This is a genomic window from Flavobacterium sp. FG68 (genome assembly GCF_057808895.1).
In genome coordinates this window covers 25672-47541 of the sequence record NZ_JBMDIY010000047.1, presented here as the reverse complement: position 1 = coordinate 47541, position 21870 = coordinate 25672, and the positions used below count along the sequence as shown (strand labels likewise).

Sequence of the window (21870 nt, the reverse complement as noted above, 5' to 3'; positions counted from 1 at the left end):
CGCAAAGTGCGCAAAGGTTTTTTATCTCACATTGTGTTGAGCGAAGGCAAAGTTCGCAAAGCTGGGATTTGAATATTGGGGTGTTTTTTTTAACGCAAAGAACGCTAAGGTTTTTTATCTCACATTGTGTTGAGCGAAGGCAAAGTTCGCAAAGCTGGAATTGATATTCGGCGGGTGTTTTTTAACGCAAAGCGCGCAAAGATTTTTTATCTCACTTTATGTTAAGCGAAGACAAAGTTCGCAAAGCTGGAATTGATAAAGCTTTGCGAACTTTGCAATTATCTAGATAATTAACTTAAAAAAAACTTTGCGCACTTTGCGATAAAAACTTTGCGCGCTTTGCGTTAAAAAAAACCAGACACAGAAACAGATTTATTATTTACATTGAAAATTGTATTTTTACAAGATTAAGCTTTTAATTATGCCACATCAACAACATATTTACCTCGACAATAATGCTACAACCCGTGTTGATGAACGGGTTTTAAAAGCTATGCTTCCGTATTTTACTGATTTTTATGCCAATTCTACAAGTCAGCATATTGCAGGATTATCGGTAAACGAAGCTGTCGAAAATGCTGCCTGGCAAACTGCTGATTTGATTAATGCCGATGCTGATGAAATTATTTTTACTTCGGGTGCTACAGAAGCTATAAATCTGGCGATAAAAGGTTTGGTTGATCAGGATCGAAAACATATTGTTACTATTCAAACTGAGCATAAAGCAGTTCTTGAAACTTGTCGTTTTATGGAAAGCATTGGCTTTGAAGTCAGTTACTTACCTGTTAATCGTGAAGGGATTTTAGATCTTAATCTTTTAAATGAAATTATTACAGATAAAACCCTGGTTTTCATAGGAATGCTTTCTAATAATGAAACAGGTGTCATACAAAAAAATGTCAGCGAAATTTCTGCGATTCTAAAAAGTAAAAATGTGTTATTTTTGTGTGATGCAACTCAGGCAGTCGGAAGAATTTCAATTGACGTAAAAGCTCTTGGAATTAATCTTTTGACTTTGTCGGCACATAAATTTTATGGACCAAAAGGTGTTGGTGCTTTGTATATTTCGGCGAAAGCCAAACTAAAATTACTTCCTCAGATTTTTGGTGGCGGACATCAGCGAAAATTACGCAGCGGAACGCTTAACGTACCCGGAATTATCGGTTTAGGTAAAGCTGCTGAAATAGCTGTAAATGAATTAGAAACAGATAAAAACAGAATAGAAATATTACGTAATAAACTAGAAAAGAATCTACTACAATTTGAAGGTTCTTTTGTAAATGGAAATATTCAAAACCGAATTTATAATACTTCAAATATTTGTTTTCCAGGTGTGAATTCGGAAAAGCTTATTATGGCTTTGGGGAATATTTCGGTTTCGAATGGGGCTTCTTGTTCGGCGGTTACGTCTGAACCTTCGCATGTTTTAAAAGCTATGGGATTATCTGATGAAGAGGCTTTGAGTTCGATTCGGTTTAGTTTGGGAAGATTTACTACTTCGGAAGAAATTGATATTGCTGTTGAGCGGGTTTTGAGCTTGGCTCGGCAATTGGTTTTGCCACTAAGGCACTAAGACACTAAGTTTTTTTTTGCCCGCAGATTTTGCGGATTTATACTGATAAGCGCAGATTAAATAATTTCAGATTGAAAAAATAAATCTGCTTAAACCTGTTTTAATCTGTAAAATCTGCGGGCAAAAAAACTTTGCTAGATTAAAACATGTAGTTACTCAGAAATTAACTTGCTGTAATCTTCTTCCGTATCAATATCAATATTACCTTTTACAAAAGGAACTGAAACTGCATCTTCTAAATACTTTTTAATGATTTTTTTTGCTCCTTCCTGACCGCTCAATTCAAGTAATTCATTAAAGTATTTTTTATGGAATAAAACCGGAGTTCCTAAGGTTTCGGAATAAGCCGAAGCAATAATTCCTTTTTTGGTTTTGTGATATTCGCTGATTAAATTTTCAAAAACTAAATTGGTGACAAAAGGCTGATCGCAAACGGCAAAAATACATTCTTCGCAATCGGGATTTAAAAGCAATAATTCATTTAATCCTTTTACAATTGACGATGACATTCCGTTTTCCCATTCGGGATTAAAACAAATGTTTATTTCTGTTGTATTAAGTTCTTTTTCAACTTCATTATGATTGGCGCCAGTTACTACTATTGTAAATGAATTGGGCACTTTTAGAGCTTCAGAAATCGTATTTTTTAAAAGTGTTGATTCTTTATATGCTAATAGCTGTTTTGGTCTTCCTAATCTTGAAGAATTGCCTGCTGCCAAAATTATAATAGCTGTTTTATTTTGAAATTGATCTTTCATAATGAATTTCGTCATGAATTTTACCTACTTTATATTTTAAGGAAGTTCCGGTTTTTCCTGCCGAAAAAGCTTTAATTTCAGATACAATTGAAAGGGCTATTTCTTCGGATGTTTCTGCTCCAATATCTAAACCAACCGGACTGTAAATGCGTTCTAATTGTTCTTCGCATACATTAATACCTTCATTTTGAAGATCGTCCAGCATTCGGTTTAATTTTGTTTTTGGACCGAGGATTCCAATATACTGGCAGTCTGTTTTTAAAAGTAATTTTAAAACTGCTAAATCGTATTTGTAATTGTGCGTCATCAAAACGAAATACGTTTGATTATCTATGGTAATATTTTCCAGAAATTCTTCTGGTTTTACTGCATTTACTTTGTCTGCTTTTGGAAAACGTTTTTCTATTGCATGTGTCGCGCGTCCATCTCTAACAGTAATTTTCCAGCCTAAAATGGATGCCATTTTAACCAAAGGCTGAACATCGTTTCCTGCTCCTGCAATTACAAATGAAATTGGCGGATTTATATATTCTATTAAAGCTTCGTTTTCGCTTTCTGTCTGAAGTATTTTTACAATTGATGTTTTGGTTTTCAGGACTTCTTTTACATCTGAAATTAAATCTAGAACCTCATCATTATGAGACAGAATTTGATTTTCTTCTCTGTAAAAAAGTGTTGTTCCTGGCTGAATAGCATTTCTTTTTAGAGAGAAAACAGTCACCACTACGGCTTCTTTTCTTTCTAATTCTAATTGTTGTAAAAGTTGTATGGGATTTTTTGATGCTTCTTCATCAATATATTCAAAAAGAATATGAACAATTCCGTTGCAGCCAAGTTGTAAACCTACTTCAATATCATCTTCATTATTCGTATTATAAGTAATAAGTTTATTTTGTTTTTGATGAATGGACAGCAATGCTTTTCGTAATGCATCGCCTTCCAGACAACCGCCGCTTATGGCACCTGTTAACTCTCCATCTTCTGTAACAAGCATACGGGCTCCCGGCTGGCGATACGATGATCCTTCAACTTTAACGACTGTTGCGAGAGCTGTTTTTTTTCCGGCCGATTTTGCTTCTGTGTATGCTTTAAGAATTTCGCTGATTTCTTTCATAAAAATAAATGCCCATCAACAGAAATTTGTGTTGATGATCTTTCATTCTCTAAAAATAAAAAATATTATAAACTTAAAGGCAGTAAAGCTATTTAAGTTTATAATATTCTGAATAAAAATCGGCTTGATTTATTTTTTTAGATCTAAAGAATAATTCAGTTTTGATTTTATTATTTTTCTGTCGCGGTCCAGCATATAGATCTTTTTTGTGTCTGAACTCAAATAACCATAATACGATTGTTTTTCGGCGGGTTTATCCCAATTCAAAACAAAAATGGTTCCGTCGGGATCGTTTTCTAAACCTCGTTCTGTATTAAAATTTCCTTTTTCAACAAACTCTTTTTCAGGCGATTTTCCTTTATAAATACTTGATAATTCAAACTTTTGCCCTTCCATTGTTCCGTTTCCCTGATAAATTTTAAGAACGGTTTGAATACCGCTGCAATCTGCACAAGGCAATAGTCCTTCGTAAACCAAAACATTTTCGGCTGTGCTCTTTTCGATCTTTGTACTTGTTGAATCTGATACTGAAGTATTCGTTTTTTCCTCATTTTTCTTGCTGTTGCAAGATAAAAACTGAATTGCAGTTATTAGCAAAATAAATACATTTTTCATATTCTTTAATTTTAATATTATTTCAAATTTACCGAATTTTCCTATGTAAAAAACTAATTAACTTAACAAATTATAAATGATTATTTTTTCTTGCAATAGCATTTGTATTATGAAGTTTTGTATTTTTATCAATAGCAAAATATTTTAGTTAACTTAAATAAAAAACTACATGGGAAAATTTGTAATTACTAAAAGAACCAATGGTGAATTTCAATTCAATTTAAAAGCTGGTAACGGCCAGACCATTTTGACCAGCGAAGGTTATTCGACAAAAGCAGCGGCCTTAAACGGAATTGAATCTGTTAAAACAAACTCTCAGGACGATAATCGTTATGACAGAAAAGAGTCTAGTAATGGCAAACCCTATTTTAACCTAAAAGCAAGCAACGGACAAAATATTGGGGCAAGTGAAATGTATGAAAGTACTTCTGCGAGAGAAAACGGAATCGAGTCAGTAAAAAAGAACGCTCCTGACGCAGATACAGATGATCAGACTGCATAATTCCAAAAAATATTTAAAAAAAACGAGGCTCTAAAGCCTCGTTTTTAGTTTATATGTGACCAAACTTCATTTTATAGCGGTCCAGTTCTTCTTCTGTTTTGTTTAAAAGTTTTTCGAGAAGTTTTATTTTATCTTCATAGAGTTCTTTTAGTGCTTCATCATTACTGGAATTAATTAATATGCTTCCGTTGTTACTGTTTCCTTTTACGGTATTATAGTTGTTGAAATATCTCTGACTGTCAAAACTTATAATATCTTCAACACTTACTTCTAAAATCCGTGCTATTTCTACTAATTTAACATAGGATAATATTGTTCTTCCTTTTTCTATTTTACTATAACCTGCCTGAGTGACACCAAGTTGATCTGCCATATATTCCTGAGTGTAATTTTTTAACTCTCTAATGCTTTTTATTTTGTTTTTTATTGAAGTTGCCATAAGTTTGATTTGGAGGGAGGGCGTTTGTAACTTAAACAGCCGCAACTGAACTTAGGGGGTATTGCAGCTTTATTTTTTTGAAGTAATTACAAATGCTGTTTCTGTAGGTCGGTGAAACAGGATTTGTTTATTTTTTTCTAATTATAATTATGAAACCATATACGAGAGCAATAACTATAAAAGCCAGATCGTAACTGGAAATCTCCGTTAATAGTTGGTTCATTGCTATATTAGTTTGTTGTTTTTAAAATCCGTTCGAATTCGAAATTTAAATACTGGTCGATTTGTTTTCCAATTATTGGCCGGTCTAAAGCGCTTATTTTTACTTTAGTTTCTTTTTTGTAAATGTCTTTTACAATCACAAAATAGTCAAATTCTGATTTATTATTAAATCTCATAATAATCAAAAAAGAATAGCACAATAAAGTTGGAATTAAATAATACAGCTCCATTACATTGGTGAAAATCATGCAGTAATAGGCTAAAACAGTTACGGCTGTAAAAGCGCCGTTTTCAAAAAGATAGGTTTTCTTTTTTTTGAGCAGTCCAAGTTCTACAATTTCATTAAAATTGTACTGCCATTGTTTTGATCCGTACTGAAATTGTACCTGATCATGAGTGAGGGAAATGAACATAATGATAAATAATTAAATCTCTTTAAAGAAAACCTGGTGAGAAAGTTTTCTAAAAAATTGTTTTCGGCTTAAATGAATACATTTGAAAATGCTGCAGTGGTAAACAGCACATCATTTCGCAATATTACGCATAATCAGCTTTTTTTTCTTACAAGTCAGCTTATAGAATATAACCAGAGGTTGTAATTAAATCTAATTATAAATTTTACCTTATGATTTAAAAATTCAATATGGCGTTTTACTTATATAACTAATGCACAAAAAAAGCCACTCCTTTGTGAGGAATGGCTTTTTAGAAAGGATAAAGTTACAAATTTATTTTAAACCGTCGACTCCGGCATGAGTTGGAATTACTTCTTTTATACTTCCGTCCGGATTAAACTCTAATTTATCGATGCAGACTTCACGATGAAATCCTCCTGCGTCTCCCATTTTAATTCCGGTTGGATAAGAAAATCTATGGTAAACGAGATACCATTCGTCTTTATTTGGAATTTGTAAAACCGAATTATGTCCGGTTGCGTGAATTCCAACGTCCGGTTTTCCCTGAATCACTATATTATTTTTCGGAATTTCAATTGGTCCTAAAGGCGATTTTGAAGTTCCGTATCTCACTTTATAATTTGGGCTTCTGGTGTCGTCTTCGCTCCAAAGGAAATAATACGTTCCTTTTCTGTAAATTATATAAGTTCCTTCGCGAAAAGTGTCATCAACTGTAATTACTTTCGTTGTTCCTTTTTTAAGAGAAACCATATCGGGATTCAATTCGGCGACAGCCATATATCCATTTCCCCAGTACAAATAACTTTTTCCGGTTTTAGGATCTGTAAAAACATCAGGATCAATTTCCTGACCGCCTTTTACACCTTCGGGTCTTGTGTTTACTAATGCTTTTCTGCTGTCTTTAAAAGGTCCATTCGGATTATCTGAAACTGCCACGCCTATTTTTTGCGCTGCTGTGAAATAATAGAAATACTGGTATTTGCCTTTTATTTTTTTCTCTACAATACAAGGCGCCCATGCATTTCGGTTTGCCCAGCTTACATCTTTTCTAAGATCGAGAATAATTCCTTCGTCTTTCCAGTCTTTTAAATTATCTGAAGAAAAAGTCTTGAAATAATTTCCAGACCAGCCGTCAAATCCGTCGCTTGTTGGGTAGATATAATATTTTTTTGTTTTGTTGGAGTACAGAACTTCCGGATCGGCATAATAACCTTCTAAAACCGGGTTATTATTTAATTTCGGATATTTTGCAGGCATTCCCCATTTGTCTGTAATTCTTTTTAATTCAGAACGGGTAATGGGTAAAATCGTTCCATGACGCGGATTAAAATCCATCGAAATATCATTATCAATTACAGTAAAGTTTTCTAAATCTTTGGTTTTAGTAAACTGATATTTTCCTTTTGTATAAACATCATACATCAGGATATATTCGTCTGAATTGTTGAGTTTGAAAACACTCGAACCTTCAACTCCGTCTTTTGTCTGCTGTAAATAATTATCATTTTCTGTCCATTTTCCCGAAGTTAAATCGGTTGTTGTGGCGACTTTTATTCCTGCCGTTTCCGTTTCGGTTTTATAGAAAAGATGATAAACGCCGTCTTTTTCAATGATATCGCCGTCAATGCAAGCTCTTTCTGATTTTGGTACAAATAATAATTTTGGTGCGCTTTCCAGAGCTGTGAAATCTTTATTCGCGTAAGCGTAATAAATTTTATCTGGCCCTCCTGCATATTGCAAACTGAAGTAAATTAAATATTTTCCGGCTTTAGCATCATAAATAGTCTGCGGAGCCCAAACTCGTTTTAGGTTTTCGTTTCCTGAAAAAGCGGTTTGAATATTTACTACGCTGCTTTTCCAGTTTACTAAATCTGTACTTTTTAGCAAAACCATGGCACGGTTGCTGTCCCAGCCTTTTGAAGAAGTCATATCGGTCAAAACCATATAAAAAGTTTTTCCGTCGTTGCCTCTTAAAATATGCGGATCACGAACTCCTCCAGTTGAACTTATTGTTTTACTGTCTAAAACGGGTTTATTATTGTTGAGATGATAATAATGATAACCATCTGCACTTACGGCGAAGCGAACTGCCTCTTCTTCAACAGAATTTCCTGTAAAATAAACGAACAAATAGGCTGTTAAATCTTTCTCGGCAATTACGGGCGGAATTCCTTTTGTATTCTGGGCTTGTAAAAAATTAAAAATCGATAAAAATAATACAAGACTAAAATGTGCTTTCTTCATTATTTTTTACTTTTTAATTGATATAAAACTGAACTGTGCGGTTTTAAGTCGGCTGCAATTGTTGTTGATGTTGTTTTGGATTTTTCGTTTGTCCACATATTTAAAATTTCAGTCGAACCTGAAATTCCGAGATCAGAAAGATTTACCGAAATATTTTGTGAAGCAGTATCCGAAATATTAAATAAAGCCAGATAAATACTGCCGTCTTTTGCATTTTTTGAAGTCACTGCAATTTTACCATCTTTCTGGAAAAGCTGTTTTACAGCTGTGCTTTCGTTATGCATTTTTACGACATTTTTATTCGTTAATAATGACAAAGTAAAAGCATCGTTACTTGGTAAATCTCCGCCAAAAAACAACGGTGATTTAAAAATATTAAAAAACGTAATCAGCGTATATTGTTCATCTTTTGTTAAACGAGTCATTCTGTCTTCGCCGCGTTCTCCCCTTACTGAAATACGTCCCAACGGAATCATATCGCAATCCGGCCATGTTCCCGGTGAAATGTATGGATACCATTTTTGCGCCACGTTCATTAAATGTGTGATGTGCGGCCAAGTGTCCCAAACATCATCAACCATTCGCCACATATTAGCGTGTGTGGTTACGTGCGGTGCTGCTTCGATTGGTGTTTCTCCCGGCGAAGTACTTAAAACAATTTTACGTCCGCATTTGTCGATTGCATTTCTAATTAAGTTGATTTCACCCTCATGATACGGTCTTGATAAATCATCAATTTTAATGAAATCTACACCCCATTGTGCGTACAATTCAAAAATAGAATTGTAGTATTCCTGCGCTCCCGGTTTGTCTGCTACAATTGTGTAGTTGTCTTTTAACCATTCGCATTGTAAAGCTGTGGTGTAAATTTGATCTGCCGTAATTCCATTTGCACCTTTTATTGGTAGTTTGTCTTCAACTGCTTTTTTCGGGATTCCACGCATGATATGGATTCCGAATTTCAGTCCTTTTTTATGGATATAATCGGCTAAAGGTTTGAAACCATTTCCGTCTTTTGCTGATGGAAAACGGTTTATAGCCGGTAAATATCTTCCGTATTGATCGATTACATAACGTGGATCTGTTTGGTTATAACCTCCTGCTTTGTCATTTTCTACAAACCATCGAATATCTACCACAACATATTCCCAGCCAAATTTCTTTAGGTTCTTTGCCATATAATCGGCGTTGGCTTTTACTTCGTGTTCTTCAACGGTTGGTCCGTAACAATCCCAGCTGTTCCATCCCATTGGCGGGGTTTGTGCCCATTGTTTGAATTCGTTTTTTTGGAAAGGTTTGTTTTGTGAATTGGCAGAAATTGATATTAAAATCAATCCGAATGCCAATATTTTATTTTTTATTTTCATATTAAATAAATGTAGATTACACATTTTAAATGTAATGAATTATTTTTTTAAACACATAGAAACATAGATTTCAATGTTTTTAAAGAATATAAAAAGAAACTAGTTTCTAACACATAGCTATGTGCATTAAAACAAGTCAAACGCCTTTTTCAGGCTTTCAAAAATCTATGTTCCTATGTGTTTAATTTTTCTATTTTACATTAATCGTAACCTCAACTGGTTTTAACCATTGACTTGTAAAGGTTACTTTAATTGGCTGAGTTTCTCCTGTTGCCTGAATATAAGCCGCAATATGACCGTGAAATACTCTTTGCACATTATCTGTATAATCTGTCATGTCGCTGTTGTTTCCTGCTTCAAGTCCTAATAAAGTTCCCGGACCGCTTATCGTGCAAGTTACTTCATTATCTGAAAGCATTACTGGCAAGCCGTTTTGATCTTTTACCTGAACCATTATTTTGGCAACGCCTTTGTCTTTAGAAATCGTGATATTTTTATCGGCAATTGTTAATTCAACTGGCTGCTGTGTTGTTGTAATAGCATATCTGCTTACTTCTTTGTCATTTTTATCTAAACCAATTACTTCTAATTTTCCTGAAACAAAAGGAATATCCCAATAAATAATTCCGGTTTTCTCGTCGTATAATTTGGTTTCACCAACTACTTTTCCGTTTAATTCTAAACGTGCTTTTGCAGCATTGGTATAACAAACTACACGAATTTTTTCTCCGTCTTTATAATTCCAAATTGCCCACGCATCTTTAGAAATGTCTTTTTCATTTGTTAGCGGATAAGTTCCAATATATGCCATTGGTTTATCTGACCATAATGACTGGCGGAAATATCCTCTTGGTTTGATAACGCCTGCAAAATCAACTAATCCAGAGTAAAATCCTCTTGAAGGCCATCTTCCTGATTCTCCTAAATAATCAATTCCTGTCCATAAAAACTGTCCGAAAATATGTTTGTTGTTTTTTACGGCAAGCCAAGGTTCCATATCATGAACATTTTCACTTCCGAAAATGACTCTGTTTGGATATTTTTCGTGATCTGATTGGTATTTGCTTTCTGTATAATTGTATCCTGTAATGTCTAAAGCGCCCGGATATTCTGTTTCGTTAGACATCGCAACTCCTGCTAATCCTGCAGTTGTTGGACGTGATTTATCGTATTTTTTTACGGCTGCAACTAAACGTTTTGCAATCGCTCCAAGACGCATAGCATCTGGTGCATCTTTTTTGTAACCGCCGTAAGCTGCCTGCCCAAAACCGTCTTTTCCTTTATCTAAAACCGGATGCGAATAGGGATCGTTTGGATAATCTACTTCGTTACCAATACTCCATCCAAAAACCGATAAATGATTTCTGTCGCGACGAACAAAATCTTCTAAATCTTTTTCTGCATATTCGGCAAAAATATCAAACGAACCTTCGAATCCCGGAGTTCCGTAATTCCAGCCTTCTAACCATTTACGTTTTGGAAATTCCCATTCGTCATACGCTTCGTTTAAAACTAAAATTCCTAATTCATCACAAAGTTCATAAAAAACCGGAGCTTGCGGATTATGACTTGTACGGATTGCATTTACACCAATTTCTTTAAGTGTTTTTAATCTGGTTTCCCAAACTTCGCGAGGCACTGCCGAACCTAAAACTCCGGCATCGTGATGCAGACAAACGCCTTTCATTTTCATCCATTTTCCGTTTAAGGCAAAACCATTATTAGGATCGAATGTAAAAGTTCTAAAACCAGTTTTCGTTACCGTTTGGTCGATTTGTTTTCCGTCTTTTAAAACGGTTGTTTTAAGTTGATATAAATTCGGGTTTTCTAAATCCCATATTTGAGGATTTTTTACACTTAATTTTGTTGAAATTTTTCCGTTTTGATTGGCTGCAACCTCCAATTTTGAAGAAGATTTTGCAACCGATTTTCCGTCTTTTGAAATCAATTCGTTTACAATAGTAAGACTTGATTTTGAAGCTGAACCGTTTTCTACATCAACCTCAACATTTAAAGTTCCTGTTCCGTTTTTTACTTCGGGATAAGCGTATACGCCCCATTGCCCAATATGAACAGGATTTGCGTATACTAAATAAACGTCTCTGTAAATTCCTGAGCCTGTGTACCATCTTGAATCGGCACTTTGACTGTGGTCTACTCGAACAGAAATTGTATTTTCTCCTCCAAATTTCACATATTGTGTCGCATCATAAGCAAAAGAAATATATCCGTTTGGACGTTTTCCTAACGAATGTCCGTTGATGAAAACTTCACTTCTGTTATAAACGCCTTCAAAGTATAAATAAACTTTTTTGCCGCTTTTGCTCTGCGGAATAGTTACTGATTTTCTGTACCAGGCAATTCCTCCCGGCAAATATCCTGTACAGCTTGCCAAAGTTGGGCTCAATTGTCCTTTTACGCTCCAGTCATGCGGAACGTTTACTGACTGCCATTTGCTGTCGTCAAAACTTGTATTTTTTGCATCTGGAGTTTCCTGAAGATTAAATTTCCAGTTGTCATTGATTTTCTGTGAATCTCCAAATGATATCTGACTGAATGCCGATATGCACGAGAAGAGAAGTACGGGTAATATGATTTTTTTTGTAAACATTTTTTTAAAGGTGCTAAGGTGCTGAGATGCTAAGGTTCTGAGTTTTTTTTAGTTTTCAGTCGCAGTCTCAGTTTTCAGTTTCTCACTGTGACCGTAAACTGAGACTGTAAACTGCGACTGAAAACTAATACTGAAGTTCTCCCACAAATGTCACTACAGACCTTGCGGGTATTTCTAAATCATTTATTTTCTGAGTTGCTGTTCTTTTTAAGTTTGAATTTTCAGACGTTATGTATGGTGTGAATTCGTTGTTTTTTAGGGTTCCTTTTGATAAATTGAACTTGTATTTTTGGGGAGATTTTCCACAGTTTACTGCTACTACAATTAGTTTTTTATTTTGAACGTCTTTATAAGCGGTTAACATTACGTCGTTTGCTGCATCTAATTCGTTTTGGTTTGGAACATCAATTCTCTGCATTCCGGGACGAACGAAAAGCGAATAATTTCCTAAAGCCCAAAGCAGTTTTGAATCGTGAAATTCTCCGTCGTTTCTAACATAATTGGGTTCAGTTCCTCCGTTGCTTTTTCCATCGTCTAAGTATATCAAACCATCTTTGTAATCAACTCTGGTAATTGATGTCCACCATTGCCATGAAGCGGCGTTGGCAACGGCAATATCATTGTGAATTAAACGTGCTACAAATAAAGCGGTCTGCATTCCTAAATCTCTGCCTCCACCTGAACCTCCGGGAATTTCTGCTTCTCCCGGATTTTCTAAAATGCAATATTCAGACTGCCAGTATTTTAATCCCGGATTTTGTTTGATATTGGCAGCGATTAGCTTTCGGCTTAAAACTTGTTTTTCAACTGGCCACGTTGTAAAATAACTGTGTCCGAGAATCACATTTTTTACATTGGAGAGTTTCGAAATATTCGTTTTTGATTTTCCGAAGAAATAATCGATTTGATTATCTCTGTTTTCGGCATTTACATTTTCATATAAATAATTGATTTGGGCGGCTTCGGCAATTACAATTTCTGTACTCATTTTATTGGCTTTGAGTTTTTCAGAAAGTGATTTGGTCAAAGCATAAATTTCGTCGTTTGTTGCCGGAGTTCCTTCCTGACTGTTTTTATCGCCGTTATTAGGCATCCATTCCCATTGCGGTTCGTTTATTGGGCTTATGTAATCGAATTTGATTCCTTCTTTTTTCTCTAATCCCTGAATACTTTGAACTAAGAAATCGGCAAATTTTGGAATTGCTCCATCTTTTAGATTCAGTTTATTCTTTTGGGATGCAAAAGATAATCCGTTGTTTGTCATCGAAACTGGCGGACTGTTTGTAAAAATCAGGAATTTATCGACACCGCGTTTTTTGGCTGCCTGCAGAAACCATCTTTGTCCTTCTTGTTTGGAGAAATCGTAAGTTCCGTCGGCATTTAGGAAACATTCGCTTCTTCTCCATTCGTCAGAAACCTTACTGTTTTCGCCTTGTTCTGTACTTCCGGCACCAAGGTTAAACCTCCAGATGGAAAGCCCTATTCCTTTTGGATTTCCGTCTGCATCAATTTCTTTGCTGAAAAGTAAATCGGCGATGGCATTCTTTTTTTGATCCGGCCAATTTTTACCCACAAACTGAGTTCTCCAGGCATCAGAACCTCCAAAACCGTCCATGGTTTGTACAACATTATCTGTGCTGATGATAGCGGTTCGCTGTGCAAATGACAGCGAACTTGTTATCAATAAAAGCGAGATATATATTTTTCTCATTTTTTAATTCTATATTTTTTCACAATGTTTGTCATTCCGACGGAGGAGGAATCTTCGCAAGAAGCTCCACAATCAAAAGCGACAATCTTTGTCGAGCTTCTTGCGAAGATTTCTCGTTCCTCGAAATGACAAGATTGTGGTTATGTCCAATCTTATCTCAACTTTTCAAAAACCTTAGTTCCTTAGAAACTTAGTATCTTAGAACCTTTATTTATACGTCCCTACATAAGTCACAACTGCTCTAGCCGGAATCTCAAATCCTTCCGCATCAACAGCAGTTCCTTTCTTCAAACTCAAAGTTTCAGAAGTTGTATAAGGCGTTAATTTATTATCTGTTAAAGCTCCTCCAGCAAGATTTAATTTATAGGCTTTCGCCGATTTGCTGATGTTAACGGCAACAACAACCAGCTTTTTATTTGCTGCGTCTTTGTATGCGGTTACCATTACATCATTCACGGAAGTGGCATTATCTACACTTGGAATTTGAACTCTTACCATTCCAGGTTTTACGAAGAATGAAAAGTTTCCTAGCGCCCAAAGTGTTTTTGAATCTCTGATATAACCATCGTTTTTGCAATAATCTGAATTTCCTGCTCCGTTGCTTGCGCCATCGTCTACGTGAATTAAACCGTCTTTGTAATCGCCTCGGCTAATGGCTGTCCACCATTGCCATGACGTAACGCCGCCAACTGCAATATCTGTATTGATAATTCTTGCTGTCCAAAGTGCCAATGACATTCCTAAATCTCTTCCTGCTCCTGCTCCGCCCGGTAATTCTGAAGTTCCCGGACTTTCCAAAACGCAGTATTCAGACGACCAAAGACTGATGTTTCCTGCTCCCTGAATTCTAGAAGCAGCCAATTGTCTTGATGAAACCATTTCGTTTAAAGGCCATGCCTGCCAGTAACTGTGTGCTGAAATGGTTTTCTTTACGTTGCTTAATCCGCTGATTTTTTTAGCTGAATTGGCTCCAAAGAAATAATCGACTTGGTTGGATCTGCTTTCTTTGCCCGAAACTGTTTTATACAACGGTTCATAAGCTCCTGCTTCGCCCACTACGATTTGTGCTTCAACTCCTTTTGATTGCAATTTTGGAGATAAAACATTTACAAAGCTGTAAATGTTAACGTTTGTAGCCGGAGATCCTTCCTGATTTGTTCCGTCCCACTCGTATTGCGGTTCGTTGAACGGACTTACATAATCGATTGTTAAACCTTGTTCTGTTTTTAATTTATCTAAAGCGTTTGCCCAGAAATCAGCCAAATCTGGCATTTTTCCATCTTTTAAATTGTAAAATTCTTTGATGGTGGCGTGTGCTTTTCCGTTTTGGGTTAAGTAAACCGGAGCACTATTGGTGAAAGCCAATAATTTTTCGACACCACGTTCTCTGGCTGCTTTCATAAACCAAACCTGTCCGGCTTGTTTGTTCATATTGTAGCTTACACCATCTGTTGTAAAACATTCTGTACGTCTCCATTCGTCTGTAATATCGCTGGCATCGCCTTGTTCTGAACTTCCTGCTCCAAGATTGAAACGCCATAATGATAATCCGATTCCTTTTGGGTTTCCATCGGCATCAAAATCTTTGCTGAACAATAAATCGGCAATTTTGTTTCTTTTGTCTGAAGGCCAGTTTTTACCGATAAAGTTGCACTGCCAAGCATCAGAAGCTCCAAAACTTTCCATTGTCTGCAAAGGCATATCCAGATTTACCTTTAATTCTTTCGTACCAGATTCTGAATTTGAATCTCCGTTGTTTTCAGAATCACAGCTTACTAATAAAGTGCTGGCGAAAAGCAAGCCTGCACACAGCAGACTTACTTTATTGTTATTTAAAAACTTCATCTTAATAACCAGGATTTTGAGTGATTAGTCCGCCGCTTAAGTCAATTTCTAGTTGTGGTATTGGCCACAATAAGTTTTTAGCCGGATTAAAATTGATTCCTTTGTCTTGTGATTCTCTTGTATTTGTAGTTTCATACGGATCTGTAGAATTCAGGTTGTACTGAACAAAAGTTCCGTTTGGCCCCATTAAAGATTCAATTACCGGTCTTCCTGTTGTTGGATCTTTTTCACGACGAATATCAAATAAACGTAATCCTTCAAAAGCTAACTCTAAACGACGCTCTTTGTAGATTTGTTTTAAAAGCGTTGGACCAGAAATTCCTGTTTTTGGTGTTAACTGAACACGCGCTCTGATGATATTGATATCTGCCAAAGCGTCGCCGCCTGTATGGTAATTGGCTTCTGCTCTTGTCAAATACATTTCTGCCAGACGAATCAACGGAATGTTTAATGGTAAGTGTCCATCTTTTTTATCTAATGCACGACGTGTGGCAATTGGAATATAATATTTACGACAGATACGTCCTGATTTATTATCGTTTAAACTGAATTTATGTGTTGGGTTTAAAGTCTCATCTCCATAAGCAGGTTCTCCCCATTTTGTAATGGTGCTTTTACGGCGAATTTCATCATTTTCAGATAAATAAGCGTTTTCTAAATCGCTGGTTGGCATACACCATCCCCAGCCGTCCAAAACATCCTGAGCATCATTGCTTGGGAAATTTTTCTTGTCTTCGCCCCTTGCTCCGGCTAAAGTTGGTAAAGCGGCTCCTAAACTTTTGTCTTGTACAGATGATGACTGCGCTTCCAAAATTGATTCAACTCCGTTATGATTGTTTACATTCCAGATATTTAAGAAATCAGCTTCTAATTGAAATGGCCCTTCTGTAATTACTTTGTTGGAATATAATTTGGCATCGGCCCATTTTTCCTGAAATAAAGTTACACGCGCTAATAATGCATATGCTGCCCATTTGTTTATTCTTCCGTCTCTTTTTACGGAAGCACTTTCTAATCTTGATGCAGCTTCTTTAAGATCGGCTTCAATTTGAGCATAAACATCTGCAGCAGAACTGCGTTGTAAATTTAAATCGCCTGTTCCTAAAGATTTTGTGTATAACGGAACTCCGCCAAAAAGGTTTACCAATTCGTAATAGCAATAAGCACGAACGAATAATGATTCGCCCATATATTGATTTCTCTGCGCATCAGAAATTGGTGAGTTTGCCATTTTCTCTAAACCAATATTTGCTGACTGAATGGTGTAAAAATGAGCGGTATAAATACTGTTCATATCTCCCATATTATCCGGCGTAATGATGTATTGAGAACAAGGTCTGTGCGCACCGCTGTCCTGTCCTGTGTTACCCATCCAGGCATCATCTGTAGACATTTCGTTGGTAACTCTCGGGGCCGTTAATGTCCACCAGTCTTTTGCTAATAACAAACGCTGTGTTAATTCATTAGCATAGTTTTCGCATTCCTGCGCAGTTTGAAAATAGTTTTCTAAAGTCTGCGTTCCTCTTTCTTCTTTTTCGATAAAATCGTCACAAGAAACTGTAAATGCAGCTAAAGCTATTATGGATACTAGTATTTTTTTCATGATCGTTTTTTATTAAAATGCAACATTAAGACCCATCAGGATTGTTGGCTGTACAGGATAATTCCATCCGCCAAAACCTGATCCTTTTACTCTGTCTCCTGTATTAGGATCTCCGCCGGCTACTTCAGGATCAACTCCAGAGTAGTTTGTCCATGTCCATAAATTTTGTCCAGATAACGAAATTCTCAATTTATCTAAACCAAATTTGTTGTAGAATGAATACCCTAACTGAAGGTTTTTCATACGTACAAAAGAACCGTCTTCAACATACAGAGAGGAGAATTTTGTGTAGTTCTCATTATTGTCGTCTTTTGATAAACGCGGAATGTAATTTGAAGTTCCTTCACCGTGCCAGGCCATTTGATCTAAACCGTTTACTTTGTTTGTTAAACTTGCTCCGTTGTATAAATCTGAAATGTTTTGGTTTACGATATCATTTCCAATACTTGAATAAAAGTTAGCTACTAAATCAAAGTTTTTGTATCCAAAATTTAAATTCAAACCTACATTGTAATCTGCCCACGGAGAACCAATTTTCGTTCTGTCTTTATCATCCAGTTTTCCGTCGCCGTTTACATCTTTAAAACGAATATCTCCCAATTGTGCATACGGTTGTAATTTTGTTCCGTGTTCGTCTGTATGAGAATTTAATTCGGTTTGATTTTGGAATAAACCATCTGCAACATATCCGTAGAAATATCCCGGTTCTTCGCCTTTTACAGTTAAAGTTCTGTTGCTTGCTCCGTATAATTTTTCTCCTTCAGAAGATAATGACAGCATTTCGACATTTACGGTTGTAAAAGTTAAGTCTACTCCGTATGAGAAATCGCCTTTTTTATCTTTATAAGAAATCAATAAGTCGATACCGCTTGACTGCATGGAACCAACATTTGTCCACATGGTAGAAAATCCCGGGAATCCGCTGTAGGTTGGAAACTGTTTCAGGAATAACATATCGTGTGTTTTCTTTTGATAATATTCTAATGATCCTGAAAGTTTATTTTTCCATAATCCGAAATCAATTCCAAAACTCACATCTTCTACCGTTTCCCATTTAATATCTTTATTTGCCATTGATGAAGGAAATGAAGTATCGACAACCTGCCCGTCGATTATATAAAATCCCTGACCAATGTTTGACTGATAAACAGCGCTTGGTAAATTTTGATTTCCTACTTTACCCCATCCAGCTCTAAATCTTAAATCGCTTAAAACGTCTTTTGTAGGTTCCATAAATCCTTCGTTTAAAATTCTCCATGAAACAGAAGCCGAAGGGAAATTTGCCCACTTGTTATTGGCCATGAATTTTGAAGAACCATCTCGTCTAAAAGTTCCTGTGAAATAATATTTACCATCGTAGTTATAAGAAAAACGTGAGAGATAAGACATTATAGAACTTGACCAGCTGTTTCCGCCGCTGTTACGGTTTTTAGTTGCGGCATTTAACTCTCTCATAGAATCTGAGTTATTTGGCACGCCTTCTCCGTAACCCCAAACATCGTTTCCGTTGTATTCTTCCATTGTGTTACCAATCATTAAAGAAGCATTGTGTTTTCCTGCAAATGTTCTAGTATATGTTGCAGTATTCTGCCACGTCCAGTCTACGTTGTTTGTAGCTCTTCTTTCGATAGTGTTGATTTCTGCTTTTTCGTGTGCGGCATCGATTACGAAATCTGGAGTAAATTTGCTCCAAATTTTATCTCCAACCTCAACAGAAGCCTGTGTACGAATTACCAACCCTTTTATTGGTTCGTATTGTAAATATCCGTTTGTATTTAAATTGTACTGATCTGTGTAATCATCGTAACGGTTTACGGCTGCAACCGGGTTCCATATATATGATGGCGAACGGGCATAAATACTGTATTCATTTTCTAATCCTGTTAACTGATCTGCAGGTTTGTAAATTGGCGTAATTGGGTCAATTTTATCAAAATCTGCCCAGTTTCCCGGAGCGCCCCAAGTTTCGTAACGAGGGTTTAAAGTGATTCCGGCTGAGAATTTATCAGAGAATTTAAAATCATTTGCAATTCTCATCGTCACTCTTTCCCATCCGCCTATTCCGTACATAGACTCTGAGTTATAGTAATTCAAACTTATAGCATACGTATGTTTGTCTGAACCGCCGCTTACTCCAAAAGAAGCATTCGTTACAGGAGTTCCGGTTTTAATTCCGGCTCTCCACCAGTCTGTTGTTTTTCCTTTGTATTGAGAAGGATTTGGCAGATAATCGGAATAGCCTGAATTGTTGTAAGCCTTATTCATTATCGTTGCATAACCTTCGGCGTCAGCCATATTATAGGGATTATTCATGATCTGCATACCTGAACTCAAATCAAAATTGAATCTTGTTTTTCCAACTTTTCCTTTTTTGGTTGTAATCAGGATAACTCCGTTTGATGCACGAGAACCATAAATAGCACTTGCCGAAGCATCTTTTAAAACTTCCATAGATTCAATTTCGTTATTACTTAAGAAGTTGATGCTCGTTCCCATTGGAATTCCGTCCACCACATAAAGCGGATCTGTACTTAAGTTTACGGTAGAAATTCCACGAATTAAAACTCTTGGCTGTGCGCCCGGCCCGCCTTGACCTGTAACCTGAACTCCGGAAACTTTTCCCTGTAATGATTCGGTTACGTTACCTACTGTCATGGTTTGTAATTCTTTTCCTTTTATAGAAGAAATTGAACTCGTTACATCGCTCTTTTTTACAGCGGCATAACCTACAACCACAATTTCATCTAAGGCTTGGCTTGATTCCTGAAGTACAATATTGATTTCTGATTTATCACCTGCTGATACAACTTGAGAAGTAAATCCAACAAATGAAAACTCGATCTGTGCATTTTTGTTTGGAATATTGATTGTATAATTTCCGTCGAAATCAGTCGCAGCAGATGTTGAAGTTCCTTTTACAATTACGTTTACTCCCGGAATTGGTACATTTGCTTTGTCCTTAACAGTTCCTTTTATTTTTATTTGTCCAAATGATACAGCAGTACACAAAAGGGCAATAAAAAACCATATATATTTAAATTTCATATTTAGATGTTTTATTTATTAATGTTATAAAAGCCTGATAACAAATTATTTCTTTGTTATAAAAACTCTCTCTAACTCTGTATCAAGAACTACTTTGTAAACTCCGGCCGCTGCTGGGTATTTCGCATTTCCGTTTTCTCCTGGCGACATGGTACAAATACCATTTTTAATTAATCTCCATGAAGGGCTCCACCATTGACCTGTAAAAGTTGCTTCCATTTGTCCTGTCAAAGTATATTCTCCCACTAATTGATAAGGGTTGTTTGGATTATTTGCTAAATGCAGTCCTGTTTGAACCCAAGCCGTCCATGTATCCCAATCTGCACCCTGAATTCCGCCGCCGCAAACACTCACGAATGGTCTTCTTAAAGCTTCATCATCATGCCATAATCCGTTCGCGATATCTGCCCAGACTTTGCTTGAAGGTGTATATTTTGTGGCTGTATATTTTAAAGTATTTGGATTTACTTTGATACTATAATATCCTTTTGTTGGAAGAATAATTGCCGTTGAAGCAACATCGTCTACTAATTCTCCAGAAGTATTCAATCCAAAACAATGTGGTGCAAAATCGGATTCCTGACCTAAGAAATAAATTTCTTTATTGTCTTTATCTGCGTAGTATTTGAATTCGAAATCCTGTCCGCTTTTTTCGTGGAAATACATCGGAACTCCAACTGCATCTGTTGTTAGGTTTGTACCTTTTGGCTGGTCGCATAAATAAAGGGCTGGATATTCGTTTGTCGCTACAATATTTACGCTTAAAGTTCCAGTATTCGGAATCGCAAATTTGTCTTTTGCTGTAATGGTCAACACATAATCTGCAGCAGTTACAGGCAGTGTATACGTTTTATTGAAAGTATACGATTGAGGCGAACCTGTTAACGTAACAGTTTCGTCAATACCAAGCGCTTCACATTTCACCTGAACATAATCAATTCCAGAATCGTCGTTTACTACAAAATTTACCGGCATTTGGTTACTTGTAGATAACAAGATAACGGCACCTTCTTTTGGCGTAACCATTGTTATGGATGGAGCAGCAAATTCACCGTCTAAACGCAGGTTTGCTTCTTCATTTACCACATTTCCCGAAACGTCTGTAATAATTAATTTTATTTTGAATGCTTCAGAAGTTCCTCTGTTTGCCGGAACTTCAAAAAAGTAACTCAAATCGTATGATTTTAAAAGAGGATCTGTTGCAAATGAGATTACTTTATCAAGCGATAATTCCGGAATTTGAATCTCTACGCTTTTTAATCCTAAATCATCAGCCAGAGCGGCTTTGATTTCAAATTTTCTGCTTGGTGCACCATAAATTTCTTTTGTTGATACCACTACCGTAGGATTATCAGAACTTGGAAATCCTGATTCGTTATTTTGACATCCGGTAAAAAAGATGGCAAAAAGGGTAAGAAAAAATAAAAATACATTTTTTTTCATTTCTTAATTTTTAAAGTTAGGTTTAGTTAGTTTGTCGTTTTCTAAAAACGTAAGTTGGTTTAAACTTGTAGGTCATTTTTTAAGTTTGGTCTTGTCTGTTCCTGAGGCTAAACAGACTGCAATTGGTTATCTGGTTATTTTCATATTGGTGAGTTTGGTTAATTGTTAGTATATTTTTTTCTTTTTGATCTTTCCTCTTTGTTCTATTTTCTTTCTTCTTTATTGAATCTTGCTGTTTGTTATTTTACCCGCAGTTTTTAAGAGCTGCGGGTATGATAAGTTATACTGTAAAACCAACTCTTACTTAATGTTTAAAAAAGGCTCAATTTTTTAAACTGATAAAAACTTATCGAAACAAACAC

15 protein-coding genes are annotated in these 21870 nt (G+C 36.0%); 2 read left to right on the top strand and 13 right to left on the bottom strand.

The genetic code is table 11. The annotated features are described in order from the left end of the window. The first annotated feature begins 421 nt into the window (after positions 1-421). Positions 422-1573, top strand: a complete 1152-nt coding sequence (locus tag ACODSB_RS22325; RefSeq protein ID WP_488938648.1) for a cysteine desulfurase family protein — start codon at positions 422-424, stop codon at positions 1571-1573. A gap of 152 nt (positions 1574-1725) precedes the next feature. Here ACODSB_RS22325 and ACODSB_RS22320 read toward each other — a convergent pair whose 3' ends face one another. From ACODSB_RS22320 to ACODSB_RS22310, 3 genes are all read right to left on the bottom strand, one after another. Then, entirely contained in the window at positions 1726-2346 is a 621-nt protein-coding gene (locus ACODSB_RS22320) for a nucleotidyltransferase family protein (protein ID WP_488938647.1), read from the bottom strand. Further along, on the bottom strand, positions 2309-3445 hold the full coding sequence (locus ACODSB_RS22315) for an XdhC family protein (protein ID WP_488938646.1): 1137 nt from the start codon (positions 3443-3445) through the stop codon (positions 2309-2311). The genes ACODSB_RS22320 and ACODSB_RS22315 overlap by 38 nt, the downstream gene beginning before the upstream one ends. 129 nt (positions 3446-3574) lie before the next feature. Continuing rightward, positions 3575-4060, bottom strand: a complete 486-nt coding sequence (locus tag ACODSB_RS22310) for a copper resistance protein NlpE (RefSeq protein WP_488938645.1) — start codon at positions 4058-4060, stop codon at positions 3575-3577. A 169-nt stretch (positions 4061-4229) separates the two neighbouring features. On the opposite strand from ACODSB_RS22310, the gene ACODSB_RS22305 reads away from it, so the two are divergent. Next, positions 4230-4562, top strand: coding sequence for a YegP family protein (locus ACODSB_RS22305; RefSeq protein WP_056199036.1), 333 nt, complete (start codon positions 4230-4232; stop codon positions 4560-4562). A gap of 49 nt (positions 4563-4611) precedes the next feature. Here the strand turns inward: ACODSB_RS22305 and ACODSB_RS22300 are convergent, their stop codons facing one another. From ACODSB_RS22300 to ACODSB_RS22255, 10 genes are all read right to left on the bottom strand, one after another. Further along, positions 4612-5001 (bottom strand): helix-turn-helix transcriptional regulator, encoded by a 390-nt coding sequence (locus tag ACODSB_RS22300; RefSeq protein WP_053471962.1) that lies wholly within the window; start codon positions 4999-5001, stop codon positions 4612-4614. 230 nt (positions 5002-5231) lie between these two features. Then, positions 5232-5636: a hypothetical protein gene (locus ACODSB_RS22295; protein WP_053471963.1), complete on the bottom strand. Its 405-nt coding sequence runs from the start codon at positions 5634-5636 to the stop codon at positions 5232-5234. A 315-nt stretch (positions 5637-5951) separates the two neighbouring features. Next, on the bottom strand, positions 5952-7883 hold the full coding sequence (locus ACODSB_RS22290) for a glycoside hydrolase family 43 protein (RefSeq protein WP_488938644.1): 1932 nt from the start codon (positions 7881-7883) through the stop codon (positions 5952-5954). Continuing rightward, positions 7883-9250 carry a glycoside hydrolase family 27 protein gene (locus tag ACODSB_RS22285; protein WP_488938643.1) on the bottom strand — a complete coding sequence of 456 codons (1368 nt, stop codon included), beginning with the start codon at positions 9248-9250 and terminating at the stop codon, positions 7883-7885. Before ACODSB_RS22285 ends, ACODSB_RS22290 begins: the two co-directional genes overlap by 1 nt. Positions 9251-9440: 190 nt before the next feature. Continuing rightward, positions 9441-11861, bottom strand: a complete 2421-nt coding sequence (locus ACODSB_RS22280; protein ID WP_488938642.1) for a glycoside hydrolase family 2 TIM barrel-domain containing protein — start codon at positions 11859-11861, stop codon at positions 9441-9443. Positions 11862-11985: 124 nt separating this feature from the next. Next, positions 11986-13572 carry a glycoside hydrolase gene (locus ACODSB_RS22275; RefSeq protein ID WP_488938641.1) on the bottom strand — a complete coding sequence of 529 codons (1587 nt, stop codon included), beginning with the start codon at positions 13570-13572 and terminating at the stop codon, positions 11986-11988. 207 nt (positions 13573-13779) lie between these two features. Then, positions 13780-15417 carry a glycoside hydrolase gene (locus ACODSB_RS22270; RefSeq protein WP_488938640.1) on the bottom strand — a complete coding sequence of 546 codons (1638 nt, stop codon included), beginning with the start codon at positions 15415-15417 and terminating at the stop codon, positions 13780-13782. Between the two features lies 1 nt (position 15418). Beyond that, positions 15419-17020, bottom strand: coding sequence for a RagB/SusD family nutrient uptake outer membrane protein (locus tag ACODSB_RS22265; protein ID WP_488938639.1), 1602 nt, complete (start codon positions 17018-17020; stop codon positions 15419-15421). A gap of 12 nt (positions 17021-17032) precedes the next feature. Further along, the gene (locus tag ACODSB_RS22260; RefSeq protein WP_488938638.1) at positions 17033-20065 is read right to left on the bottom strand and encodes a SusC/RagA family TonB-linked outer membrane protein; all 3033 of its coding nucleotides are present in this window, start codon (positions 20063-20065) and stop codon (positions 17033-17035) included. A gap of 45 nt (positions 20066-20110) precedes the next feature. Next, on the bottom strand, positions 20111-21508 hold the full coding sequence (locus ACODSB_RS22255) for a hypothetical protein (RefSeq protein WP_053471970.1): 1398 nt from the start codon (positions 21506-21508) through the stop codon (positions 20111-20113). Positions 21509-21870 lie beyond the last annotated feature (362 nt).